The following is a 23,510-nucleotide window of genomic DNA, read 5'->3' on the forward strand; positions in this document are numbered from 1 at the left end:
AGCGAGGTGCGACGGCTTTGAGTACGGTGGTGCAACCCTGTGCGCGCTGCGGCGCACGCTGGGCCGTACAGCAGGCGGCGCCGATGCACTGGTGCCCGCGTTGCCGTGGCGTGCTGCTCTCGCCCGGACCGATCGACGCGCCCGCCGAACGGCGAAACTATCGCTGGGTCGCCCGCAGGCCCGATCACCGCGCGCGCGGTCCCGTCGCGCCGGGCCGCGCCGGGCCGACCCCGACGCCCCGCTACACCCAGATGCCGCGCTGGGGTCTGCGTGATGTCCCGGCGTCGGTCGCCGCGGCGCCGCGCAGGCCGCTGAATGTGCTCGCGGGCTGGCTGCCCGGTCTGCTGGTCGGCGTCGCGCTGATGTTCGGCATCGCGGCAGGCTCCGAACTCGGCCGCTACCTGCTGCTGTTGCGCAACCGCACCCGGCTGATCGATCCACTGCTGCTGAATTTCTCCGATGCGCTGGTCAACGCCTCGGCCCTGTTCGCAGCGGTGCTCGCGCTGCTCGCGGCCATCGGCGCGGTCGGCTGGCTGATCGAAGCGCGCCACACCGCCTATGAGCGCCTCGGCAGGCGTGATCCCCGCTCACCGCGCGCACTGGTGCTCGGCTGCGTGATTCCGGTGGTCAACCTGGTGTGGCCGGGTGTCTTCCTCACCGAGACGGTGGCGGGCCGCGAGGATCCACGGGCCCTGCACGCGGTGCGCGTGTGGTGGGCGGTGTGGGTGTTCGGCGGGGCTTGCGCGGTCGCCGCACTGTTCTGGCGGACCGCCGACTCGCTGCAGGCCGAGGCCGACGGCGTGCTGTTCAGTGCGTTCACCAACGCCGTGGCCGCCGCGGTGGCGGTGGCCACGCTGTGGGTGGTGCGGGTCGTCGAGGGCCGGGATCTGCTCGGACGCGACCATATGGCCCATCGCTGGGTGGTGGCCGCCGATCCGGCGGTGCCCGTCATCGAGCCGGTGCAGCCGGGGACGGCTACGGCCGCCGCGCGTGTCGAGGCCGCCGATGCGGAACCGGCGGCGGAGCCGATCGAGGCGGCCGACCGTGAGCATCTGGAGCAGGAGGTCGTCGCGAAGTGAGCCAGCCGAATCGCGCACCATTCGTCGTCGCGCATCGTGGCGCGTCCGCGGAACGCCCGGAGCACACCCTCGCCGCCTATGAGCTCGCCCTGCAGGAGGGAGCCGACGGCGTCGAATGCGATGTCCGGCTGACCAGAGACGGTCATCTGGTGTGCGTGCACGACCGCACCGTCGACCGGACGTCCTCGGGCAGCGGCCTGGTCAGCGAACTCACCCTGGACGAGCTGAAGGCGCTCGACTTCGGCGCCACGGGTGAGCCCGCCGAGGTCCTCACCCTCGCCGAGCTGATCGGTCTCGTGCTCGACTGGCGTAGCCGCCCGACCAAACTGTTCATCGAGACCAAACACCCGGTGCGCTACGGCGCGCTGGTGGAGAACAAAGTGCTCGCCGAGTTGCAGCGCTTCGGTATCGCGACTCCTGCCTCGGCCGATCACTCCAGGGCCGTGGTCATGTCGTTCGCGGCCACCGCGGTGTGGCGGATCCGGCGCGCGGCACCGCTGCTGCCGACGGTGCTGCTAGGTGAATCCTCGCGCTACCTCGGTGGCAGTGCCGCGACCACCGTCGGCGCCACCGCCGTCGGCCCGTCGGTGAAGACCCTGCGCGAGCACCCCGACCTGGTGGACAAGGCGGCCGCAGCGGGCCGTGCCACCTACTGCTGGACCGTGGACGACCCCGAGGACGTGCGGTTGTGCGCCGACCTCGGCGTCAGCTGGGTGGCGACCAACCATCCCGGTCGCACCAAAGCGCTGCTGGCCACCGCGTAGGGATCCCATACCGCCGCTGAACGAAGGCGTGGCGCGCGGAGCCCGGGCCCGTGACCGGTGTAGTTTGACCAGCCGTGGGTAAGAGCAAGCGCAACAGTCCGAAGCCCGGCGGGAACCGGGCCCAGCGTCTCGCCGAACGGCGCGCGGCGCTGGAACAGGCCGGCGAGGCCGTCACGCGCCCGTTCCAGGGTTTGGCCGCCGAGTGTGATCTCGTCGCGTTGCGCGAGTTCGTGCCCTCGGCGACCGCGACGTTGAAGTTGTCGCCCGGTGCCGCGGCCGAACGATCGGTCGTGCTCGCCACGGTGCTACCCGGTGCGGTCGCCGCGCTGGTGCGCGCCGGTGACGAGCCGACCGGCTATGTCGGCGTGCAGGTGCAGGCCGAGGGCGCGAACCCGGCAGCCGATATCGCCGCCGCCATCCTGTGGACCCAGTCGGCCGAGCCGGGCGAATCGCTGCCCGGCGCGGAGAGCATCGAGGGTGGGCCCGCGCTTACCGACGTCATCGATCCGGGCGCCGCGCTCGAGCTGACGGTGCATCAGGACTTCGACTGGTGGGTGCCCGAGGGCGTGGAGCCCGATCCGCAGGTGGCCGCGACCATCGAGCAGGCCAAGCAGGCGATCATGCCGTCGGATCGGCTGGATCTCGGCGCCGACGCGATCGGTGCGGCCTGGTGGGTCGACGCCGGCGACAAGGCGCATCTGCGCTGGGTGCGCCCGGAACCGGAAGACGATCTGATGCTGGCGCTGGCCCGGCTGCACGCCGCGGGCGGTCTGCATCTGGGCGAGGGTTCGCGTTTCGCGGGCTCGTTCCGCACGCACGGGCTGCTGGTGCCGGTGTTCGACCTGGATCCCGAGCGCCACGCGAGCGAGTGGACCGCGCCTGCGATCGAGTTCGGTGCCCGGCTGGCGCAGGCGCTGGCAACGGATGCGCCGATGTCGGCCGAGGAGCGCCGCTCCCGGGATGGGCTGCGTTCGCGTCAGGTCACGCTGCGCTGAATGCGATAACGCCGCGCGCGGTCCGTTGACACTGCGCGCAGAGACGAAGACGGCTTCGGTGTCCGGCGGTGTGCCGGGCCCGGAGCCGTCGCTGTTTCCGGAATTCCACTGAAGTAATTTTGTGAAAAACCGTCCTTTCTAATCTCGGCTCGGTTACGTTCTCACCATCACCGAAGGCTGGTGAAGGTGAGGGAAACCTCACCGACCGATGAGGAAAGTAGGGAAAATCATGGACGCCATTCTCGAGCTTCTGACCACGCTTATCAGCAGCCTGAGCGCCAGCGCCGGCTGACGCGCGTGCGAAATTCGGCAGGCCCAGCACTTCGCGAAGTGCTGGGCCTGCCGTCGCTCCGGATGACGGTTTCGTCAGGCGGTTTTACACCGACCCACCGGCGGCCGACGGCGCACCGGAAGTGTTGCTGGGGCCGCTCATTTCGCGCGCGATGAATTCCTCGAGATCGAACAGGTTCGATCCGGCGCGATCAGCGATCGTCAGGAGGGTGTTCATATCGGCGACCTCCTCGACCTGCTCCTTGAGGAACCACTGCATGAACTGCTCGCCCAGGTAGTCGCCCTCTTCGCGGGCGGTGCTCGCCAGCTGGATGATCTGGTCGGTGACCGTCTTCTCCTGTGCCAGCGCCAGTGCGATGGGTTCGCGGGCATTCTCGAAATGCGATTTCGAAGCGTCGATGCCGCCGAGTTCGATGCTGATATCCCGGTCGAGGAAGTACTGCACGATCATCATCGCGTGGTTACGTTCCTCTACGGCCTGGGCGTAGAAGCGTTTTGCCAACTGCGGCAGGTCGGCATTGTCGAACCAAACCGCAATCGCGATGTACTGATGCTCGGCATTGAATTCATGCCGGATCTGATCGTGAAGCAGGCTGTGGAATTTGCTGCGCGGGGTTTCCGGATGGCTGGACATGACACAGACGTTATCGCTGGTCAACGCCCTTGTCATCCAAGTCGACCCTTATTGAGGATAGTGTTTCCTAATTAGTTGCGCACTGTCCCAGCCATTTTCGGGACCGAGCCTGCGGCAGGCGCGGCCGGGCTGCGCAGTTCACGGGCGGCGAATTCCTCGACGTCGAACAGGTTGCCCGCGGCGCGCTCGAGCACCGTCAGCAATGTCGTCATCCCGGCGACCTCGTCCATCTGCTGCTCCAGGAACCACTGCATGAACTGCTCGCCAAGATAGTCGCCCGAGGCGCGGGCGGCCTTGGCGAGATCGACCGTCTGATCGGTCAGCGTCCTTTCCCTTGCGAGCAGGAAAGATATTGCGGCCTGCGGTGATTCGAAGCTGGGCCGGACCTCGTCCAGGCCACCGACGGTGACCTCGAGATCGCGGTCGAGCAGATGCTGCACCATCCGCAGCGCATGCCCGCGATGCTCCTCGGAGCGGCCGTAACAATGTCGGGCCAACTGGGGCAGCCGGTCGGCCTCGAAGTACACCGCGGCGGCCAGATACTGCTGGCCCGCGGTGAATCCGTGCCGGATCTGATCGCGCAGCATGGCCGGAAACGACCGGTCGACGTCGGTGTCGGGCATGTGTCCGACGTTACTCGCCGCGCAGGTCCTCCGGAATGGGTCGACCCTCCGCCAGTGCCTCGAAGAATCGGCTCGCGTTGGCCTCGTCCCACAGCAGCACATTGCCGCTGGAGGTATCGGTGAAGCCGCCGATCGGCACCGTTGTGGCCAGCGTGTCCCCTCGCAGCGCCCAGCCCAGGCGCGCCAGATCCCAGATGTGGTCGCCATTGTCGACGGTGAGCGACTTCGCGGTGTCACGGGCCATCGGCCACAGCTTGAACGGATTGGCCAATGTGCTCGGGCTGGTGGCCTGCTCCAGTAGGGCGGACAGGAACAACCGCTGGTTGTTCATCCGGTCGATATCGGCGAGGGCGGTGGCGCGACTGCGCACGAAACCCAGTGCCTGCGGGCCGCTGAGGCTCTGACAGCCCGCGGCAAGGTTGATGCCCGCGAGCGGGTCGTCGATGGGTTGTGGCACGCAGACGTCGATACCGCCGAGTGCGTCGACCACGCCGGCGAATCCGGCGAATCCGATCTGCGCGTAATGGTCGATATGCAGGCCGGTGGCGATCTCCACCGACTGCACGAGCAGTTGCGGGCCGCCGAAGGCGAAGGAGGCATTGAGCTTGTCCTGGCCGTAGCCGGGGACGCTGACGTAGGAGTCGCGGGGCAGGCTCACCAGTGTTGTGCGGCCCGAAGGCGGCACGTGCACCAGGATGATGGTGTCGGTGCGCTCCGGACCGACCTCGCCACCGGTGGCCAGGCCCTGCTCCTGATCGGCCGATAGACCAGTTCGGCTGTCCGAACCGACGAGCAACCAATTGGTTCCCGGCGTATCGCCGACGCGATCGGTGTAGTCGGCCAAGGCGTCGATGCGGTGCAGGGTCCGATCGAGCTGGATGACCGCGGTCACGATCAGCAGCGCGAACACCACCAGCATGACCAGGATCCACCGGAAGATATGCCGTTTGCGCTTGGGTCGCGGTGGTCGCGGCGCCCGGCCACCACCGCGCGGCGGGCGGCTCGGCGGTGGTGGCGGAACGTCGCGCCGTCTGTGCGGGGGTTCGTCCTCGCGGAACGGGACGGGTTTCTGGGTCGGAGCATGCGTGGATTCGCGGTAAGGCTGCTGTGGCTGGGCGTACGCCTGGTCACCGAAGGCGACCGTCTCGCGCCTAGTCCTGCCGTCGTGGACGGGTGGTGGCGGCTGCCGGTCGGCGGGAGCTTCGGGGACCTCCGACCATGCCAGTGGCGCTGCGTACGCGCCGCCGTCACGGTGCATGACCTGGGTCGGCTCGATATGCCGTTGATCGTGCGGGCCGGGACCACCGCGCTGCTCACCCGGTCCGTCCTTACGCAGCCCTTGGCCGGTCTGGGGGCGGCGGATGACCGGCTCCTCGGGGCGCCTGCCCGCGTCCGGGCTCCGCATCGGGGCGGCGCCGCGGTAGCCATCTACGCCGGGGCGAGGTGAGCCGTCGGGGCGCGGCCGGTCGCCACGCGGACCGCCGGGATCGCCCGGCCTGCCGCGTCGAGCGTCCTGGCCTGCACCCGGACGGGCGGGACCGCGCCCGGGAGCACCGGGCTCGCCTCGGGGATATCCGCCGCGTTCGGTGGGCCGGTCATCGGGCCCGGGCCTGCGTGCGCCCGGATCATGTCTCGAGCGCTGCTCGTCCGGTGCGGGACGCCTGCCCGGATCGGCGGGATACTGACCCGGCCCTGGCCGGCGCATACCCGGTTCGGCAGGACGCGCGCCCGGCTGACCGGGCGCCCCCTGCGGCGGGACCCGGCGCCTCCGTGGGTCGTCGCCGTTCATCATGTTGAACTCTACTTACCCACTTCGGCCGCGTTTGTTACCCCGACGGTGTGGCTCACGGCAGCCAGCCGACTCGCCCGCGCAGCGCCGTGTACCCGATATAGGCAACCGCGTCGATCAGCGCATGGGCGATCACCAGTGGCCACAGGCGGCCGGTGCGCTGCCAGTACCGGCCGAAGACCAGGCCCATCACGATATTGCCGAGTCCACCGCCGAGGCCCTGGTAGAGGTGGTAGCTGCCGCGCAGCAGAGCCGAGGCGAGTAAGGAGCGGTTCTCCGACCAGCCGAGGGCTCGCAGGCGGGTGATCAGGTAGGCCACCACGATGATCTCTTCGGCGGCGGAATTGGCGCAGGCAGACAAGATCAGCGCGGGCAGCCGCCACCAATGATCGTCGAGCGAGCTCGGCACGATCGTCACACTGACGCCCGCCGCGTGCGCGATCAGGTACAGCGCGAGCCCGGGCAGCCCGATCACCGCGGCGAGCGCGAGTCCGTGCAGACCATCCGGACGCCACCGCATACGGGCCAGTCCGATGGCGCGCGGTCCGATACCGCTGCGCCACAGCAGGTACAGCCCGAGCGCGGCCCACGCCGTCAGCCGCAGCACGCTGAGCAGCTGGAAAAGCAGATCGATGATCGATTGCGCCGAGCGCGACGCGTTGAGCGCGACGGTCTGGTCGCCGACACCGCCCGGCTCCAGCGCGCTCTCCACCAGCGACAGCGCCGCGTTGAGGCCGCTCAATCCGAAGGTGACGCCGAGGACCACCAGGATTTCGATCCGGATACCGGTCCGTTCTCGATCGGTCAGCTCACCGGTGTCCGCCCGGCCGACGTCATCGCGCATGGCCCGAATCTATTGCCCGCATGCGCGGGCGGCGCTCTCAGATGCGGCGCAGGCCGTTGAGGAAGGGGCAGCCGGCCAGCAGTCGTACCTCTCGGCTGAGGGATTCGATGTCGTCGGCCGGGGTGGCGAAGGGCAGGCGGAAGTCGTGGTCGCCGTCCTGGCCTTCGACGCGCAGCGTGAGCCCGTAGCGGTCGATGGCGAGCGGATGCACGCTGCCGCGTTGCAGCCGGGGCGGCAGATGGCGGGCCAGCTGGGCGACGACGTCGGCGTGATCGGCGTCCATATGTTGCAGCCAGGCCGACTCCATCGTGCAGAACGGGTCCGGCTGGGCCAGCCGCAGCTCCTCGACGCACACCGATTCGGCGCCGGTGGAATCGGCTACCACGGCCGAGTTGATCACCAGTCGCAGCAGGGTGGTGGTGTGGCCGACGTCGAGCAGCCCCGGATCGGGGTTCTCCTTGGCCACCTCGGTGGCCAGCGCCCGCTGTGCCTGTGCGGGTACGGCCCGCACCCAGCCGCGCAGCCACACCAGCGCACGCACCGGCTCACGCAGTGGAAGCGGGGCGTGGTCGGTGAGTTCGAGGACCGCGGGCGCGCCCGCGGCGCCGGAAGCGGCGGCATGCGCGGCGGCGCTGTCACGGGGAACGGCGATCACCGCGTCGCCGCATTCGCGCAGATGATGCACCGAGGTGGAGATGGGATCGGTGCCGGGCAGCGCCAGCACCGAATACTCGGCATGCGCACACGCGCTACGGACCCGCTCGGCCGTCGTCGGTGCGCTGATCGTCTCCGGCATACAAACCTCCACTGGGTGAACCGTGCCCCACTTCACACATGCTCAATTAGGTTAACCTAACCTAAGCGAACGTGGGGATGTCCGCAACACCTGGCTGCGGCCGGTGAGTAAGTTGAATGCCATGAGCAGCGAGCCGGTCTTGGTCGCGTTGACGGTGCCCGCGCGGCGGAGCCTGGTCGACGGCCTCGTCGTCGCGTCCGGCTCGGCGCCGGTGGGCCGGGTGATCGAAACGGACGCCGAGGTTGCCGAGATCGCCGATATCCTCGCCGAAGCCGCCCACTCCGATACCGGCGTGGTCGCACGGACCGTAGATCCGGATCGCGCGCTGGCCATCGTCGCCGGCACCGCCGCCGCCCTGTGCGGCGAGGACATCCGCACCGCGTTGACAGCGCCCGATGTCGCCTTCCTCACCGGTCTGAATCCGCAGGCGATCGAGGCGGTGCGCGGCGTGCTGCTGGCCATCGAGTCCGACCGTCCGGGAGAACTCGCCCAAGCACTCAGTGACGTGCTGCACCCGGTCGCCGACTGATAGCCCGGCCGTTCCCGGCCTCGGGAAGTCGGCGAGGCGCGCTGGGTTACGCAAGTAATCTCGTAGGCGTGCCGCGAATAGCGTATTTCGGACCCTCCGGAACCTTCACCGAGATGGCCCTCGCCGACCTCGAAGCCTCGGGGTCCTTCGACGGGCCGGTCGAGCGGATAGCCGCGCCGAGCCAAGGCGCCGCACTCGATCTGATCCGCTCCGGTGACGTCGACGGTGCCGTCGTGCCGATCGAGAGTTCGGTGGAGGGCTCGATCCCGGCAACGCTGGATTCGCTGGCAGTCGGCCCGCGGCTGCAGATCATCGCCGAGACCGAACTCGAGGTGAGCTTCGCCATCCTCGCCCGTGCGGGTACCGAACTCACCGATGTGCGGTCGGTGGCCGCCTATCCGGTCGCCGGCGCGCAGGTGCGGCTCTGGCTCGAACGCAACCTGCCCGCAGCGGCCAGCTATGTATCGGCCTCGAACGCGGCCGCCGCCGAGGATGTGCTCGCCGGGCACGCCGACGCCGCGGTGTCCACCACGCTGGCCGGGCAACGGCTCGGCCTGGTGGCCCTTGCCGAAGGCGTGGCCGACCACGAGGACGCGATCACCCGGTTCGTACTGGTCACCAAGCCGCGCGTCGCACCGCAGCCCACCGGCGCCGATCGCACCTCCATCGTGCTCGAACTGCCGAACGAACCCGGTGCGCTCATGCGGGCATTCGGCGAGTTCTCCACCCGCGGTATCGATCTGACCCGAATCGAATCGCGGCCCACCCGAACGGGTATGGGCACCTATCGGTTCTATCTGGACTGTGTCGGCCATATCGACGACGCGGCAGTCGCCGAAGCGCTCAAAGCCCTACACCGCACGGCGCGGATTCGTTTCCTCGGTTCCTGGGCCGCCACCTCGGCCACCGGGACACCGCCGCCGTCGGATGAGGAGTCCGCGCAGTGGCTGACCCAATTACGAAAGGGGGTTGCCGACCTGTGACAGGCAAACTGATTCTAGTGCGCCACGGTGAGACCGAGGGCAATGTCGCGCGCATTCTCGATACCAGTCTGCCCGGACTGCCGCTCACCCAACGCGGCGCGGCGCAGGCGAAAACCTTCGGGTCGCGGCTGACGATCCCGCCGCGGCTGCTGCTGTCCTCGCAGGCGTTGCGGGCCAGGCAGACCGCAGGCTTCATCGAAGGAGCCACCGGCGTCGCGGCCGGGGTGCTCGACGGCGTGCACGAGGTGCAGGTGGGTGATCTGGAGGGGGAGAACAGCCAGCAGGCACATGAGCTGTTCCTGCGGATCTACCGGTCCTGGCACGATGGCGAATTGGCGCAGCGGCTGCCCGGAGGGGAGTCCGGGCAAGAGGTGCTCGATCGGTTCCTGCCCGCGATCACCGACCTGCGTGACGGCTACCTCGCCGGCGCCGACGCCGGTGACGTGCTGCTGGTGAACCACGGCGCCGCCATGCGATTGGTGGCGCGGACGTTGACCGGCGTAGCACCGCCGTTCACCATCGACAACCACCTCGACAACACCGAGACCATCGAACTGGCGCCGCGCCCGGACGGCACCTGGGAGTGCGTGCGCTGGGGCCGGTTCACCCCGCCGTTCGGCCGCGCGCCCGCACTCGGTGCCGACGATCCGATGGGTTGAGGCCGCGCAGGGCCATGACATCCGCACCTGCGGCGAATCGGCATGCGGACGAAATGGCATGCGGCGAAACGACACCGCGCCCGGTCACCTCAGGTGACCGGGCGCGATAGTCGATCAGATACGTAAGAGATCAGGCCAGCGCCGGATTGCCGGGGAAATCTTCGCGTTCCGGCAGGGAATTGATCAGATCCAGTAGCGCGGTGCGGAACCGGGCATTGCTGCCGCCGCTGAACGAGGTCCACTTGACGCCGTCGTCGGACCTGCTCGCCGTCGCGAGGAAACGACCGGCGCGCGTGTTGTATACGGCGATGTGGTTGTCCGCGATCTCGCGGGTGCCGTCGCCGTAGACCACACCGACGATCTCGGCGTGCGACTCGAGATGCACCATCGCCGAGGCGATCGCCTGCGCGTCCCGCGGCGGATTGCCGACCTTGGTGAGCCGGGCGGTCATGGCGGCGGCATCACCGAGATCCTCGAAGATCGGCAGCAACTGCTCGGTCGGGGCGTTCATCCCGGTGAGCTCGAGCCCCTCGGCCGAGCCGAGTGCCGATAGCACCGGGCCGGGCAGATCGTCGTCGGCCTCGTCGATCACGTACGAATCGGGCCCACGCAGGGCCACGGTCACCAGATCGTCGCCCTTCGCCAGGCACATCCGGCTCGTCTGACCGGCAACAACCAGCCGCACCGCGATCACCCAGTGCGGGCGATACAGCCCGAACAGGCGATCGGCGAGTTCCGGATGCACCACCTCACCGTCGAGCAGTTCCCGTTCGGTGAGCGACTTGGCGGCCACGGCCAGCGCCGTATCGTGCGCCGTCTCGTTGTCGTAGCGCCCGATCGCGTTCAACACGACCGGAACCTCGTCGATCTGCAGATGCTCCAGCAGGAACTGCATTTCGTCGAGCGACAGCGTGACGGCGCCGAGTGTCGCCGGACCGCGACCGGCACCCAGTACCGTCATTTGGCCGATCCGGCGGGCTCGCCACCGATGACACCGTCGGCGGCGAGGCGGCCGTCGGTGAAGTGGTCGGCCCGCAGGTAATCGGCGCCGTTGTGCTCGGACTCGTCGTCCTCGGAGCTACCCGCGCCGCGACCCATCAGCGGGCTGGTCGGCCCGCTGTTGGGACGGATCGGCGCGGCCGACTCGGTACGCGCGACGGCGACCTCGGCGACCGGAGCCGCCGCGCCCGCACCGCCGCTGACCGGCGGCGCACCCCAGCCCTCGGGCACCTTGAACGAGCTGTTGCCGCCCATACCGACCGAAGTTCCCATTCCGGCGGCCCGCGTGGACGCACCTGTCGCCGCTGCGGCGCCACCGGTGGCCATGCCCATCGGCGCCATGGAGGCGACGCCGGGCGCACCGGAGCTGGTGGCGGCGGCAATGGCATTGGCGCCGAGGTTGCCGACGGTGCTCACACCGCTGGTGGCCACCGAACCGGCCACATTCGCGACCTGGGTGACCGCGCTGCTGATCGCGGGGTTCTGCACCACCGCGCCCGCGGCGGCAAGTGCGGTCTGCACCGGGTCGCCGCTGCCACTCTGGAACGCCTGGTCGGCGTTCGCGGCGGCATCGGCCGAACCGGCGCCGTTGGCGATCGGCGGCGGGTTGATGAACTCACCGGGGGTGACGACGGTCGCGGTGGTTGCGGCCTCGTAGGTCTCCATCACCAGCGCCGCGCGAATGTCCATGGCGCGCTTGACGACTTCGGCCGCCTCATAGGCACCCGACATCGCGCCCGCGGGGTTCGCCGACGCCACGTACGCGCTGTTGACGGCAACGATCTCCGGCAGACTCGGCATCGCCAGCGAGGCAACGGTGTAGGCGGTCGCGTTGGCTGCGGCCTTGCTGCCCATCGTGGCGGCCATGATGCCCTGCTGGCCTGCCCACGCGGTGAACGCGCCCAGGCGAGCCAGCGCGCCGATGCCGTTGACGCTCTGCAGGCCGAGGCCGACCTCGGCCATGACCCGGGTGACGGTGGCGGTGGCGTCGACCCAGGCGCCGGTCAGCGTCCCCCAGGAGGTGGCGGCGGCGGAGATCGGAACGGCGTGTGCGCCCGCGTTGAGCGCGACGGAGTTGAATTCGGCCATGCGGGGCAGCCAGAACACCCCGGTGATTCCTGCGGTCATGAGTGGTTTCTCCCCTTGTGTGAAGCTCGGAGCCGGCTCGGCGGTTGGCTAGACGACGATCGAACTGAACGGTGCGCCGGTCAGCGTGGTGATCGCGGCGGACGCGGCGTCCTCGGCCAGGTACTGCGCGAGCTGGGTGCGCAGGATCGCCGCGGCGTGGTGCAGTTCGAGAATCCCCTGCGCGACGGCCTTGTCGTGAGTCATGGCCGCGTGGTTGAAGTGATTCGCGGCCAGCAGCGACACCTCCTCGGCGCCCGAGGGGAGGACATGCGTCGCCGGGCCGGCCAGAGCGGCCACGCCTGCCAGGCGGTCGGCGAGCAGATCCAGCTCGACACTTGCGGCGAGGATGATTTCTGGTGTGACGTGCACGTTGCCAATCATGTCTCGACTCCTTCTAGTGGTAGCTGTTCGGCGGAACCACGAGAATTCCCCCTACGAGTACATTGGACGCGACGGCACCACGATCGGTTCCATCGAGTCCAGAGTTTCTTCCGGTCTTACGTGCCGGATACGAACCCCCATCCATAGGTTCGCATACAGCTCGGGCTAAGACTAGCCCCATCCCAGCTGATGGAGCCGGTCTTCGTCAATCCCGAAATAGTGTGCTATCTCATGGATCACGGTGATCGCCACCTCCTCCACCACCTCTTCTTCGTCGGCGCAGATGTCCAGCAGGGCGTCTCGATAGATGGTCACCGTGTCCGGCAGCGAGCCGCCGTACTGACTGTCGCGCTCGGTCAGCGCGATTCCGTGATAGAGCCCGAGCAGATGTGGATCCTCCTGATTGCGAGGCTCGATCAGCACCACGACATTGTCGATGGCTCGGGCCAGTTCGGGCGGAATGAGATCGAGGGCGTCGCCGACCAGCTCTTCGAAGCGGTCCTCGGACATGGAGACCGGCATGAACGTCGTCGACCCGCCTATCGCGGCTGCGCGGGCAGCGGCGCGGCGCCGGGCAGCGGCGGCGGCGTGTAGCGGCCGTCGCTTGGCGGCGGTACCGGCGCCTGGCCGTTGATCAGGATCTCGCCCTTGGCCGATCCGGTGATCGGTGCGAACCCTTCGCGGTCGGCGCCCTTGCCGACCATGCAGTCGAGCTTGCGGCTGCCCGCGAGCCAGCTGCGGGCGTCGATGAAGTCGAAGAACAGCGTCAAGGTCTTGTTGCGCAACACATCCGGGCCACCCAGGTATTCGGTGGACAGGCGCGCGCATTCGCCCTCGACGAACTTGTCCTGCTCTTCCTTCGGCGGCGGCGGGCCCTGGAAACGTGCGCCGAGATCGACGGTCGCCACGATCTCCACCGCATGCGGCTGGGTGCAGTCGACCGGATCGGTGGGCAGGTTCTGGTTGATGCCGAGGCACATGCCCGGCGCGAACACCTTGGACTGATCGTTGTCGAGCACGCTGCCGGAAGTCGGCAGCGGTGCCGAGGCCGCGCCGGTCAAGCCGGCGGCCTGAAGACCGCAGCGCAGCTTGCGATCTCCGGTCTTGGCCCAGCCTTCGGGGCTCGGATACATCAGGCCGACGACGAATCGTCCGCGCGGATCGAACTTTCCGCCGAGGTACTGCTGGGCCGCGGTGACGCAGTGCTCCTCTTTGAGTTCTGTGAACCGCAGCGAATCCGGGAAGCGTGAACCGGGACCGAATTCCTTGCCCGGGTACCTGCTCAGATCGATATCGGCGGTGACCTCGAACAGGTGCTTGTCGGCGCAGTCGACCTCGACCAGATCGGACCGGTCGGGCGCGGTCCAGCTGAGGCAGTCGCCGCGAGTGGCGGTGCCGAAGGTCTTCTCGGCACCCGCCGGTACGGCCACGCTCGGGTTGTGCGCCTCCAAGCCGGAGTCATTGTCGAAGCCGGTGACGAACAGCGTCACCATGGCCGCGGTGACCGCGCCGACGGCGACCGCGAGCAATCCCCAGCGCAGCTTCGGCGCGGACAGACGCAGCTTGGAACCCGACGATGCGGTCGCGGCGCCCTCGGCGGGACTCGACGCGCCCTGCGGTCCCCGGCCGGATCGGGGTTTCGACCGGCCGAACGCGGCGCCGGGCGAGCGCCTGCCGGTGGAGCCGCGAGCGGGGCGGCCTGCGGCAGGCCGCGACGGATCACCGTCCCGAGGGGGCTCGGGCACCGGCGGGGGCGTGGGCGCGTCATCGGAGGTCATCGCGATCCATCATGGCAGTGTTGTGGCTCACCGTGCCATGAGGCTGCCGGATCAGGCCTCTGACCGGTGAATCTCACCTGCCGCGTCGGCTTCGATCAACCGCGCAGCGCGGAGGCGAATACGCCGGGCAGCCGGGCCGGATTGTTCGCCGCGTAGAACTCGGTGAGCTTGCGGCCCGTGGACGCGGCGGTGGTGTTGTCGACAAACCACGGCGGCTTGGGCGAGAGTGCCCACTCCGCGTGCAGCACCGACCGCGGAGCCGGGCGGAACGGGCCGCGCACGACGGTGCGTTCCACGTCGTCGAGCAGCAGGGCGTTGTGCACGATGCCGACACCGCTCTGCACGTCCTCGAGGGTGTGCCCGGGGTAGGCGCCCCAGGACGCGCGCGGAGTGAGAAAGGCCAGCCCGGTCCAGGCGTTGATCGCGACGGTGCCGTAGCGCAGCCGCTCCACCGCGCGCTCGAAGGCGATGCCGAGCCGTTTGATGGTGGTCGGATGCGCGATGATGTTGGCCCCGAGCGTGCCGGTGAGCTGGTCGTTGGCGAAGTCGACGGCCCGCTGGATGAACTCGCCGCCACTCGTGGCGGGCAGCTCGACGATGCCGAGCACGGGCGCGAAGTATTCGGTGTTCAACAACGCGGTATCGGCGGCAGGCAGATCTTCCACCAGCAGCCTGCCGCACTCCGGGCCGAGCCGGGTGGCGTCCGGATAGGACGCCAGCGCGTCGGATACTCGCTTGTCGCTGCCCGGGTAATACGCCGGACGCTGCGGCGCGTCGGCCATCGCCGCGCGCAGTTCACGCAGGAACTGCTCCTTCTGCGGCCAATCGGCACTCAGCACCACTGTCTGCGCGGCGACACAGTTGTAGCCGCCGTTGTGCAAGCGCTGGGTCGCCACGTGCGCGGCCTGGTAGCGCAGATCGGCCTCGGACCAGTCGCCCGGCACCACGATGGTCGGCGAGACGCCGCCGAGTTCGCTGGTGATCGGCTTGTTCAGCAGGGGACGCCGGTCGTGGCGGCGTTCCAGCGCGTCCGGGCCGGTGCCCCACACGATCGCATCGTGGGTCAGGGCGCTGCCGGTCATGTGCACGTGCGCGACCCCGGAATGCCGCACCAGGTATCCGCCCTCGGCGGCGCCGCCGGTGAGGATGCGCAGTACGCCCAGCTCGATGAGCGGGGCGAAGATCATCTCGAACACCGTGAACAGCGGATCGGTGATCGGATTCAGCTTCAACGCGACGACGCGGTTGTTCGCGTACAGCTCGTACAGCGTGTCCAGCGGGGCGATCGACATGATGTTGCCCGCGCCGAGGACGACACCGACGCCGCCGGTGGCGGCCGGGTCGAGCTGGGCGAGCCCCGCCTTGCGCCGCGCGGTCTCGGCGTCGACGCCCGGACGCAGCCAGACCTCCCCGGAGAACCCGCTGAGCAGCAGTTTGTCGTAGGTTCCGTGCGGAAGCACCGGCACCGCGATGCGGTCGCCCGGCGCCGAGGTCAGCTCGATGCCGTCGAGCGGGCTGCGTCCGGATTCGAGCGCGCTGAGCGTCTCCGAGAGTGCGGTGGTGGCTTGCAGCAGCGTCAGTGGGCCCGACATCCACTCCTCGCCGACCAGCGGGGAATCGGTGTCGAGCTGTTTGATGGTGCATGCGGCCCGCACCCAGTCGGCGGCGAAGCGCGCGGTACGGGCGTGGATATCGTCGAGGAGTTCGCGTCGGCGGCGCAGCGGTGTGCTCGCCCACACCTTCTCGCCCGCCGCCAGCTCGGCCAGTGCGTTGTCGATTGCTGTGTCGTCGAAAGTGGTGGCCACAGAACAACTATGCGCCTCCGGAGGGGTTCGCGGCGAACATCGGCCGATCCGGCCGCGCGGTGTGGCCTGCGGCGCGCCGGATCGAACCGATATCCGATTACGCCGTACACGGGCCGCCAACTAGGCTGATCAGCCATGATCGACCTCCGATTCTTGCGCGAGCATCCAGACGCCGTCCGTGCCTCGCAGCGGGCGCGTGGTGAGGATCCCGCGCTCGTCGACGCGCTGCTCGAGGCCGACGCGGCGCGCCGGGCCGCGGTCGCCACCGCCGACAACCTGCGCGCCGAGCACAAGGCGATGGGCAAGACGATCGGCAAGGCGAGCAAAGAGGAGCGTCCCGCGCTGCTCGCCGAGGCCTCGGAGATGTCGGCGAAGGTGAAGGAAGCCGAGGCGGCTCAGCACGCTGCCGACGCCGACCTGGATGCCGCGCAGCGCGCCATCTCCAACGTCGTGCAGGAAGGTGCGCCCTCGGGGGGCGAAGCCGACTACATCCTGTTGGAGACCGTCGGCACGCTGCCCGAGTTCGACTTCACGCCCAAAGATCACTTGGAACTCGGTGAATCGCTCGGTCTGATCGATATGGAACGTGGCGCCAAGGTTTCGGGCGCCCGGTTCTACTTCCTCACCGGTTACGGCGCGCTGCTGCAGCTGGGGCTGTTGCAGCTCGCGGCGCAGCGCGCGGTGGCCAACGGCTTCACCATGATGATCCCGCCGGTGCTGGTGCGCCCGGAGATCATGGCGGGCACCGGATTCCTCGGACAGCATTCGGCCGAGGTGTACCACCTGGCCGATGACGATCTGTACCTCGTCGGCACCTCGGAGGTGCCGCTGGCCGGCTATCACTCCGACGAGATCCTCGACCTGAGCGGCGGCGCCAAGCGCTACGCGGGCTGGTCGTCGTGCTTCCGCAGGGAAGCGGGCAGCTACGGCAAGGACACCCGCGGCATCATCCGGGTGCATCAGTTCGACAAGGTCGAGATGTTCGTCTACTGCAAGCCCGAGGACGCCGATGCCGAGCATCAGCGGCTGCTGGCCTGGGAGCGCGACATGCTCGCCGCCATCGAGGTGCCCTACCGGATCATCGATGTCGCCGCAGGCGATCTCGGCAGCTCGGCCGCCCGCAAATTCGACTGCGAGGCGTGGGTGCCGACCCAGCAGACCTACCGGGAGCTGACCTCCACCTCCAACTGCACCACCTTCCAGGCCCGCAGGCTGTCGGTGCGCTACCGCGACGAGAACGGCAAACCGCAGACCGCCGCGACACTCAACGGCACCCTGGCCACCACCCGGTGGATCGTGGCGCTGCTGGAGAACCACCAGCAGGCCGACGGTTCGGTGCGGGTGCCCGAGGCACTGGTTCCCTTCGTCGGCACCGATGTGTTGACGGTCCCGAAGTAGCGCGCGTGTTCGGCCGTGGTCGGTCCTGATGTCCGATTCCTGTGATGTGGCAACCGGGGGGTTGGGTCTTGTCTAGGCTGTCGTTCGTGCGAGGAATCGGGTCTCGCGGCGATACCCGAACCCGGGTTCGGGCCGCGTCTGCGTTGGCGACGGCCATGGTCATGTCCAGGACCACCGGGGCCTTCTACGTCATGGGTGGTGCACTCGGCCTGGTGATCACGGCCGTCGCACCCGGCGACGAGGGCAACCGCCCGCTGGTCGGCAGTGCGGCCGCGGTGGCATTGCTGCTCGGCATCAGCCTGCTCGGCTGGGGGCCGCGGCTGCCGCACAGCATCCACCACGGGTACGTCGCCATCGCGACGATCCTGGTCACCATCGCCGTCTATGCCTTCCCGAACACCGTCGGCGCGATCACGCTCGCCTCGTTCTATGTGTTCGTCGCCTGTGACGCGGCGTTGTTCTTCGTCTGGCCCATGGCGATGGCGCATATCGCGTTCGCGATGGCGGCGTGTCTGTGGGTGCTGCCGACGCGTGACGGTTTGCCCTGGTGGTCGGGTCTGATTCCCGCGGGTGTGACCTTCGGTGTCGGCGTCGTCGTCGGGATCCTCACCCGGATGGCGTCGCAAGCCGATATCGATGTACTGACCGGGCTGCTGAACCGCCGTGGTTTCGACCGGGCCCTCAATACCGCCATCGAGAACGCCACCCGCTCCGAGGAGGGGCTGGCGCTGGTCCTGGTCGACCTGGACCGGTTCCAGAAGGTCAACGACCATCTCGGGCACCGCGCCGGTGATGCCGTCCTGCAGCGCGTTGCCGACACCTGGGGCAAGCTGCTCGCCCCCGACCAGCGGCTGGCCCGCTACGGCGGCGACGTGTTCGCCCTGCTGCTGCCGGCCACCACCGAACAGGCCGCGATTCTGCTCACCGAGCAGCTGCGCGCCGCCGTCACCACCGGCTGCTCGGCCGGTGTGACGTCCTGGCAGCCGGGCGAATCCGGTTCGCTGCTGGTGAGCCGCGCCGATGTCGGCCTGTACCGGGCCAAGCAGGCCGGGCGCAACCGGACGGTGCTGGAATCGTCGCGGCAGCTGCCGCTGGCGGTGGAGCTGCGCGAGGCCATCGACCGCGGCGCGCTCGATGTGCACTACCAGCCGATCGTCAGCCTGAGTGAGGGCGGCGGCAAGGCGGTCGGTGTGGAGGCGCTGCTGCGGTGGTCGTCGAGCGCGCAGCCCGACGTCACCACCGAGGGCCTGATCCGGGTGGCCGAGGAATACGACCTCATCTCCGATCTGGACGAATTGGTGCTGCGGCGTGCCTGCGCCGACGCTGCCCGGCTGCAGGAGACCTTCGCCCAGCTCGATCTCACCCTCAACGTCAATGTGAGCGGGCTGGAGCTGGCCGAAGCGGGTTACTCCGATCGGGTCACCGACATCCTGAACAGCACCGGCTGGCCTGCCGATCAGCTGGTGCTGGAGGTGACAGAAAGCGAGCTTGCCGCCGAATCGCAGACCGCCATCGCGAATCTGCACACTTTGCGCGACCGTGGTGTGCGCATCGCCATCGACGATTTCGGCACCGGCTACTCCTCGCTGAGCAGGCTGGCCACGCTGCCAAGCGACATCATCAAGGTCGATCAGTCCTTCGTGGCCGCGATCCGTTCGGATTCGCCCGCGCCGCCGTTGCTCGGTGTGATCGCCGCGCTGAGCAAGTCGCTGGACCTGCAGGTGATCGCCGAGGGTGTAGAGACCGAATACCAGGCCGCGGTACTCACCGAGCTCGGTTTCGCGCTGGCACAGGGCTACCACTACAGCGATTCGCATCCGGTCGCGGATCTGATCAGCGATCTGAATCAGAACCAGGGGCGGGTGGGTCCCGGCGCCGATGCCGATCGCAACGGTTGGGTTCCGCTCGGCTGAAATTCCCTTGACCGGCGGCGACGTCTACGACGATGCTGGTCACATGCGTTTGCTCATCTACGGCTGTTGATTCGGACCGAACAGGTCGGCCGAGGCGATCGGCATGCGTGCCCTGACCGTACGGGCGGTGCTGTTCGCCGCACTCGGTGATTTCTTCCCGCTCTACGCCATCTACGCTCTGCTGTTCGCCGACCACGGCCTGAACGCCGGGCAGATCTCCTCGCTGTTCGCGCTGTGGTCCGCGACGGCATTCCTGCTGGAAGTGCCGTCAGGCGCGTGGGCAGACACCGTGTCGCGGCGCGGGCTGCTCGTGCTCAGCGGTGTGCTGCTCACGACCGGATTCACCCTGTGGACGGTGCTGCCGAACTACCTCGGCTTCGCGGCCGGATTCGTGGTGTGGGGTGTATCGGGAGCCTTGCGATCCGGGACATTCGAAGCGCTGCTCTACGACGAACTCAGCGCTCGCGGTGAACCCTCGGCCTTCCCGCGGATCCTCGGCTACACCCGGGCTGCCACCGAGACCGCGGTGCTGATCGCGATCCTTGCCGCGACCCCGCTGTATCTGGTCGGTGGGTATCCGTTGATCGGCTGGGTCAGCGTCGCGATGGCGGTGGCGCACACGGTTGTCGCGCTCACCCTGCCAGCCGCGCCCAAGTCGGTGTCGGCGGGTGAGGTCGACGAGGCCGAGGAGGCGCCCGACGAAGCGACGACCATCACCGCACCCGGCTCGTCGACCAGCGCGGTCACCCCGGCCGGCATCGCATCCGATCCGCCCGCCGGTCCGATCACGCGATACCTGGCCATGCTGCGATCAGGACTGGCCGAGGCGACGCGGATCAAGAGCGTGCGCAACGGCGTCCTGCTGGGCGCGCTGCTGTACGGCATCACCGCCTTCGACGAGTACTTCGCACTGGTGGCGGGGGAGGCCGGGGTCGCAACCGCGGTGGTGCCCGTGCTGGTCGGTATCACGGTGGTCGGCTCGCTGATCGGTTCGGTGACGGCGGGGCGGACCGAGACGATGCGGGCGCGGACCATGGGGATCGCCGTCGCGGTGGCTGGAGTGCTGTTCGTCGCCGGCGCGGTCGTTGTCGGACTCGCGGTGCGCTGGCCCGCGGCGATGTACGCGCTGACCGGATCGGGGTTCGTCGCACTCGGCATTTCGTACGGCATCGTCTACAACGCGACCGTCGTCTCGGCGGCGCGACTGCAGGACGCCATCGAGGGTCCGGCGCGCGCGACGGTGACCTCGGTGTCCGGGCTGCTGTCGGAGGTCGTCTCGCTCGCGGCTTTCGGTTTCGTCGCGTTGGTGACGGTGTGGTTGTCGATGTCGGCGACGGTCGCGCTGCTCGGATTCGGGGTGTTGGCGATTGCGGCGGTGACGCCGGCGTGGTTGCCGCGCCGAAGGACCGCAGCGAGCCCCACGGGCCGCGCACCTTCGCCCCGATAGGGTGGCGCGGTGGCGGTGCAGACGCGGCTTGGGCTCGGTCTCGGGATGTCCATCGGGGCCGGGGTCGCGGTGCAGGCCAGGATCAATGGTGCGCTGGGTGAGCGTTTGCACGATGGGATCGCCGCTGCCGTAGTCAGTTTCGGCGCCGGTCTGCTCGTGCTGGTCGTGGCCTTCGCATGCTCGCGGCGGTTGCGCACCGGGCTCGGTGATGTCCGGCGGGCGGTGGCGGCGGGGGAGTTGCGGCCCTGGCAGTTGCTCGGAGGATTGTGCGGTGCCGCGTTCGTCGCCAGTCAGGGTCTGACCATCGCCGCGCTCGGCGTCACGGCGTTCACCGTGGCGGTGGTGGCCGGCCAGCTGCTGAGCAGTTTGGTGGTGGATCGACTCGGTGTGGCGCCCAACGGGCGGACTCCGGTGACGCTGCGTCGCATCGGTGCCGCCGGGCTCGCGGTGTTCGCGGTGGCGCTCGCGGGCTTCGGCAGCGCCCGGGTGAGCGGCGCGCTATCGGCGCCGACCGCGCTCGCCGACGCCCCCGCGGCGGTACTCATCATCGTCCCCGCACTCGCGGGTATCGGCCTGGCCTGGCAGCAGGCGGTGAACGGGCGGGTCGGTGCGGTCGGCGGACCGTTCCCGGCGACCGGCATCAACTTCGCGGTCGGCCTGGTCGGCCTGCTCGCAGTCGAGGCCCTGGTCGTCGCGGGCGCAGGTCTACCCACCGAATTCCCCACCGAGCCATGGCTTTACCTCGGCGGCGCCATCGGCGTGGTCTTCATCGCCCTCGCCGTCCTCGTCGTCCGCTGGATCGGCGTCCTACTCCTCGGCCTCACCTCGGTAGCAGGCCAGCTCCTCGCCTCGATCGCTCTCGACGTCGCCATCCCGACCGGCGCGGGGCTGTCCATGACGGCTGTTGCCGGATGTGCCCTCACGCTGGTCGCGGTGCTATTGGCGACGGGTGTTCCGAGCAGCCGCCGGGCGGATCGACCCTCCTGACCGGGGTCGTTTCAGCAGCAGCCTGATCGCCGCTCTGGCACCCGCAGGACGCCGGCCTGCCGGATCCGCGGCCGCCGGTGCCGCATGCCCGGTTCGGGCCCGGAATGCTCAGCCCAGCTTCTTGGAGCGCAGCTCATGCCCCTTGGAGGTCTTGCAGCGGCCCGATTCCAGGTCCCATTGCCAGCCGTGCAGGTTGCAGGTGAGGGTATTGCCCTCGACGACGCCGAACTTGGACAGGTCGGCTTTGAGGTGGGGGCAGCGGCGCTGGACTTCCCAGCCGGCGAGTTCGGTGGAGGCGGAATCGTCGTGTGCTTCGGAGAACCAGCCGTCGGCGTAGGCGATGCGCTCGTCGGTGAGGCATTTGAAGAAGGTGTAGAGGAATTCGTTGTAGCCGCCGATGCGCCACGCCTGGAAGCGGGTGGACAGGAAGATGGTGTTCACCCAGTCCGGCTCGTCGTCGCGCAGTACCGTGCGCACCAGCTCCGGTGCGATGCGGAAGCCGTAACGGTATTTGCCCTCGCCCTCGATCGGGCCGCGGACCAGGCGCTTCGGGAAGTCCAGCACCACGGTTTCTTCGCCGATCACCAGCCCGATGGGGTAGCCGATGCCGTCGCAGATCAGATCGCTCTGCGCCATGATCGGCTCGAACAGCGCCTTCAGCGGTTCCAGCAGCGATCCCTCGCCCGTCGCCCAGGACGCCTTCTCGGCCGCAAGCACCGGCGCCATGCGCTCGGCCATCCGCTCGATGTAGCCTGCCTTGTCGTCGTAGATCTCGGCCGGATCGAAGGGGTGGGTCAGCGCCAGCTCGGCGCCGTGCACGTCGGCCACCGACCCGGGGATCATCAGGACCCCGCCCTCGTTGCCGTGGATCCGCATCTGCTCGAGGAACACCATCTGATCAGGGAAGATGTTGCCTTCGTCGCCGCGGTCGTCGTTGAGGTAGCGCAGCTCGTCGTCCAGGAAGACCGGCGGCCCGGCCGAGGGCACCACCCAGGTCGCGCCGACCTGCTCGATATAGCTGCGGGCCCGGTCCATACCGCGCTGACGCTTCTGCTTACCGAAGTTCGACTTCGTGCGGTTGGGGATGTCGTAGACCATCGGGTACCAGATGGCGCCCGAATACTGCAGCAGATGGATGTCGATGTGCCCGAACGCATCGTGCAGCACGTCCATATCCACCGGCCGGGCATCGTTCATGTTGAAACAGGTGGTCTCACCGTCGGAGACGACCAGCCCGGAGTCGCCGATCGGCCCGTCCGCGGGGGCGCGCAACGCGATGATCATGACGTCCAGGTCGCCGCCGGGACCGGTCACCGTGTGCTTGACCGAATCCTCGGTCTCGAAGAACTTGTGGAAGCCGAGCTTCTCCAGCTCACGGCGCAGATCCGGGACCGGGTAGTCCGGCAGCAGCACGGTGGCGTCCTTGTTGACGTGCGCGGCGAGGTTCTCGGCGTCGAAGTGGTCGCGGTGCAGATGCGAGACGTAGAGGAAATCGCAATTGCCCAGCGCATCCCAGTCGAGCTGGGTGTTGTCCGGGAACGGGACCCAGGAGGCGAAGTAGGCGGGGTTCACCCAGGGATCGCAGAGAATCGACCCGGCCGTCGTCTGGATATGGAAACCCGCATGTCCGACGCTGGTGATCTGCACGAGCTTGTTCCTCCTGAACCGCGGTGTTTCCGTACTGTCAG

Annotated in this window: 23 protein-coding genes; 10 read left to right on the forward strand and 13 right to left on the reverse strand. The window is 68.7% G+C overall.

Annotated elements, in window-relative coordinates:
• Positions 1-26: 26 nt before the first annotated feature.
• From ACFXNW_RS02050 to ACFXNW_RS02060, 3 genes are all read left to right on the forward strand, one after another.
• Positions 27-1,079 carry a DUF4328 domain-containing protein gene (locus tag ACFXNW_RS02050; RefSeq protein WP_379416250.1) on the forward strand — a complete coding sequence of 351 codons (1,053 nt, stop codon included), beginning with the start codon at positions 27-29 and terminating at the stop codon, positions 1,077-1,079.
• Complete coding sequence (locus ACFXNW_RS02055; protein WP_379415213.1) at positions 1,076-1,843, forward strand: glycerophosphodiester phosphodiesterase; 768 nt, start codon at positions 1,076-1,078, stop codon at positions 1,841-1,843. Before ACFXNW_RS02050 ends, ACFXNW_RS02055 begins: the two co-directional genes overlap by 4 nt.
• Before the next feature lie 74 nt (positions 1,844-1,917).
• Positions 1,918-2,838, forward strand: coding sequence for a DUF5926 family protein (locus ACFXNW_RS02060; protein ID WP_379415215.1), 921 nt, complete (start codon positions 1,918-1,920; stop codon positions 2,836-2,838).
• Positions 2,839-3,214: 376 nt separating this feature from the next.
• Here ACFXNW_RS02060 and ACFXNW_RS02065 read toward each other — a convergent pair whose 3' ends face one another.
• The 6 genes from ACFXNW_RS02065 to ACFXNW_RS02090 form a co-directional block, all read right to left on the reverse strand.
• The gene (locus ACFXNW_RS02065) at positions 3,215-3,763 is read right to left on the reverse strand and encodes a ferritin (RefSeq protein ID WP_379415216.1); all 549 of its coding nucleotides are present in this window, start codon (positions 3,761-3,763) and stop codon (positions 3,215-3,217) included.
• 71 nt (positions 3,764-3,834) lie between these two features.
• Complete coding sequence (locus ACFXNW_RS02070) at positions 3,835-4,386, reverse strand: ferritin (RefSeq protein ID WP_379415218.1); 552 nt, start codon at positions 4,384-4,386, stop codon at positions 3,835-3,837.
• A 10-nt stretch (positions 4,387-4,396) separates the two neighbouring features.
• Positions 4,397-5,644: an LCP family protein gene (locus tag ACFXNW_RS02075; RefSeq protein ID WP_379416252.1), complete on the reverse strand. Its 1,248-nt coding sequence runs from the start codon at positions 5,642-5,644 to the stop codon at positions 4,397-4,399.
• A 170-nt stretch (positions 5,645-5,814) separates the two neighbouring features.
• Positions 5,815-6,015, reverse strand: a complete 201-nt coding sequence (locus tag ACFXNW_RS02080) for a hypothetical protein (protein ID WP_379415220.1) — start codon at positions 6,013-6,015, stop codon at positions 5,815-5,817.
• 215 nt (positions 6,016-6,230) lie between these two features.
• Complete coding sequence (locus ACFXNW_RS02085; RefSeq protein WP_379415222.1) at positions 6,231-7,019, reverse strand: CPBP family intramembrane glutamic endopeptidase; 789 nt, start codon at positions 7,017-7,019, stop codon at positions 6,231-6,233.
• A 37-nt stretch (positions 7,020-7,056) separates the two neighbouring features.
• On the reverse strand, positions 7,057-7,815 hold the full coding sequence (locus tag ACFXNW_RS02090) for a DUF2470 domain-containing protein (protein WP_379415223.1): 759 nt from the start codon (positions 7,813-7,815) through the stop codon (positions 7,057-7,059).
• Between the two features lie 121 nt (positions 7,816-7,936).
• Between ACFXNW_RS02090 and ACFXNW_RS02095 the strand changes: the two genes are divergently transcribed.
• The 3 genes from ACFXNW_RS02095 (at position 7,937) to ACFXNW_RS02105 (ending at position 9,986) form a co-directional block, all read left to right on the forward strand.
• Positions 7,937-8,344, forward strand: coding sequence for a hypothetical protein (locus tag ACFXNW_RS02095; protein WP_379415225.1), 408 nt, complete (start codon positions 7,937-7,939; stop codon positions 8,342-8,344).
• A gap of 68 nt (positions 8,345-8,412) precedes the next feature.
• The gene (gene pheA / locus ACFXNW_RS02100) at positions 8,413-9,327 is read left to right on the forward strand and encodes a prephenate dehydratase (RefSeq protein ID WP_379415226.1); all 915 of its coding nucleotides are present in this window, start codon (positions 8,413-8,415) and stop codon (positions 9,325-9,327) included.
• On the forward strand, positions 9,324-9,986 hold the full coding sequence (locus tag ACFXNW_RS02105; RefSeq protein ID WP_379415228.1) for a histidine phosphatase family protein: 663 nt from the start codon (positions 9,324-9,326) through the stop codon (positions 9,984-9,986). The genes pheA and ACFXNW_RS02105 overlap by 4 nt, the downstream gene beginning before the upstream one ends.
• 130 nt (positions 9,987-10,116) lie before the next feature.
• Here ACFXNW_RS02105 and ACFXNW_RS02110 read toward each other — a convergent pair whose 3' ends face one another.
• From ACFXNW_RS02110 to ACFXNW_RS02135, 6 genes are all read right to left on the reverse strand, one after another.
• Entirely contained in the window at positions 10,117-10,947 is an 831-nt protein-coding gene (locus tag ACFXNW_RS02110) for an ESX secretion-associated protein EspG (RefSeq protein WP_379415229.1), read from the reverse strand.
• Positions 10,944-12,113 carry a PPE domain-containing protein gene (locus ACFXNW_RS02115; RefSeq protein WP_379415231.1) on the reverse strand — a complete coding sequence of 390 codons (1,170 nt, stop codon included), beginning with the start codon at positions 12,111-12,113 and terminating at the stop codon, positions 10,944-10,946. Before ACFXNW_RS02115 ends, ACFXNW_RS02110 begins: the two co-directional genes overlap by 4 nt.
• A 48-nt stretch (positions 12,114-12,161) precedes the next feature.
• A complete protein-coding gene (locus tag ACFXNW_RS02120; protein WP_379415233.1) occupies positions 12,162-12,494 on the reverse strand; it encodes a PE family protein in 333 nt (110 codons plus the stop codon).
• Positions 12,495-12,665: 171 nt separating this feature from the next.
• On the reverse strand, positions 12,666-13,016 hold the full coding sequence (locus ACFXNW_RS02125; protein ID WP_379415234.1) for a metallopeptidase family protein: 351 nt from the start codon (positions 13,014-13,016) through the stop codon (positions 12,666-12,668).
• A 17-nt stretch (positions 13,017-13,033) separates the two neighbouring features.
• Entirely contained in the window at positions 13,034-14,272 is a 1,239-nt protein-coding gene (locus tag ACFXNW_RS02130; RefSeq protein ID WP_379415235.1) for a septum formation family protein, read from the reverse strand.
• A 95-nt stretch (positions 14,273-14,367) separates the two neighbouring features.
• A complete protein-coding gene (locus ACFXNW_RS02135; protein WP_379415237.1) occupies positions 14,368-16,077 on the reverse strand; it encodes an aldehyde dehydrogenase family protein in 1,710 nt (569 codons plus the stop codon).
• Positions 16,078-16,212: 135 nt separating this feature from the next.
• Between ACFXNW_RS02135 and serS the strand changes: the two genes are divergently transcribed.
• The 4 genes from serS (at position 16,213) to ACFXNW_RS02155 (ending at position 21,822) form a co-directional block, all read left to right on the forward strand.
• Positions 16,213-17,475, forward strand: a complete 1,263-nt coding sequence (gene serS, locus ACFXNW_RS02140; RefSeq protein WP_379415238.1) for a serine--tRNA ligase — start codon at positions 16,213-16,215, stop codon at positions 17,473-17,475.
• Positions 17,476-17,636: 161 nt separating this feature from the next.
• Complete coding sequence (locus ACFXNW_RS02145) at positions 17,637-19,388, forward strand: putative bifunctional diguanylate cyclase/phosphodiesterase (RefSeq protein WP_379415240.1); 1,752 nt, start codon at positions 17,637-17,639, stop codon at positions 19,386-19,388.
• Positions 19,389-19,491: 103 nt separating this feature from the next.
• Positions 19,492-20,835 (forward strand): MFS transporter, encoded by a 1,344-nt coding sequence (locus ACFXNW_RS02150; RefSeq protein WP_379415241.1) that lies wholly within the window; start codon positions 19,492-19,494, stop codon positions 20,833-20,835.
• Between the two features lie 9 nt (positions 20,836-20,844).
• Complete coding sequence (locus tag ACFXNW_RS02155; protein ID WP_379415243.1) at positions 20,845-21,822, forward strand: DMT family transporter; 978 nt, start codon at positions 20,845-20,847, stop codon at positions 21,820-21,822.
• A gap of 108 nt (positions 21,823-21,930) precedes the next feature.
• Here the strand turns inward: ACFXNW_RS02155 and ACFXNW_RS02160 are convergent, their stop codons facing one another.
• Positions 21,931-23,469 (reverse strand): Rieske 2Fe-2S domain-containing protein, encoded by a 1,539-nt coding sequence (locus tag ACFXNW_RS02160; RefSeq protein WP_379415245.1) that lies wholly within the window; start codon positions 23,467-23,469, stop codon positions 21,931-21,933.
• Positions 23,470-23,510 lie beyond the last annotated feature (41 nt).

Origin of the sequence: Nocardia sp. NPDC059180, assembly GCF_042754945.1 — a bacterium.
Lineage (GTDB): Bacteria > Actinomycetota > Actinomycetes > Mycobacteriales > Mycobacteriaceae > Nocardia.

What these genes read in the sequence shown, in the direction of transcription:
- ACFXNW_RS02065 (WP_379415216.1), bottom strand. Translation starts at nt 3,763, where the DNA reads ATGTCCAGCCATCCGGAAACCCCGCGCAGCAAATTCCACAGCCTGCTT.
- ACFXNW_RS02070 (WP_379415218.1), bottom strand. Translation starts at nt 4,386, where the DNA reads ATGCCCGACACCGACGTCGACCGGTCGTTTCCGGCCATGCTGCGCGAT.
- ACFXNW_RS02075 (WP_379416252.1), bottom strand. Translation starts at nt 5,644, where the DNA reads ATGCACCGTGACGGCGGCGCGTACGCAGCGCCACTGGCATGGTCGGAG.
- ACFXNW_RS02080 (WP_379415220.1), bottom strand. Translation starts at nt 6,015, where the DNA reads ATGATCCGGGCGCACGCAGGCCCGGGCCCGATGACCGGCCCACCGAAC.
- ACFXNW_RS02085 (WP_379415222.1), bottom strand. Translation starts at nt 7,019, where the DNA reads ATGCGCGATGACGTCGGCCGGGCGGACACCGGTGAGCTGACCGATCGA.
- ACFXNW_RS02090 (WP_379415223.1), bottom strand. Translation starts at nt 7,815, where the DNA reads ATGCCGGAGACGATCAGCGCACCGACGACGGCCGAGCGGGTCCGTAGC.
- ACFXNW_RS02095 (WP_379415225.1), top strand. Translation starts at nt 7,937, where the DNA reads ATGAGCAGCGAGCCGGTCTTGGTCGCGTTGACGGTGCCCGCGCGGCGG.
- ACFXNW_RS02110 (WP_379415229.1), bottom strand. Translation starts at nt 10,947, where the DNA reads ATGACGGTACTGGGTGCCGGTCGCGGTCCGGCGACACTCGGCGCCGTC.
- ACFXNW_RS02115 (WP_379415231.1), bottom strand. Translation starts at nt 12,113, where the DNA reads ATGACCGCAGGAATCACCGGGGTGTTCTGGCTGCCCCGCATGGCCGAA.
- ACFXNW_RS02120 (WP_379415233.1), bottom strand. Translation starts at nt 12,494, where the DNA reads ATGATTGGCAACGTGCACGTCACACCAGAAATCATCCTCGCCGCAAGT.
- ACFXNW_RS02125 (WP_379415234.1), bottom strand. Translation starts at nt 13,016, where the DNA reads ATGCCGGTCTCCATGTCCGAGGACCGCTTCGAAGAGCTGGTCGGCGAC.
- ACFXNW_RS02130 (WP_379415235.1), bottom strand. Translation starts at nt 14,272, where the DNA reads ATGACCTCCGATGACGCGCCCACGCCCCCGCCGGTGCCCGAGCCCCCT.
- serS (WP_379415238.1), top strand. Translation starts at nt 16,213, where the DNA reads ATGATCGACCTCCGATTCTTGCGCGAGCATCCAGACGCCGTCCGTGCC.
- ACFXNW_RS02145 (WP_379415240.1), top strand. Translation starts at nt 17,637, where the DNA reads ATGTCCAGGACCACCGGGGCCTTCTACGTCATGGGTGGTGCACTCGGC.
- ACFXNW_RS02150 (WP_379415241.1), top strand. Translation starts at nt 19,492, where the DNA reads ATGCGTGCCCTGACCGTACGGGCGGTGCTGTTCGCCGCACTCGGTGAT.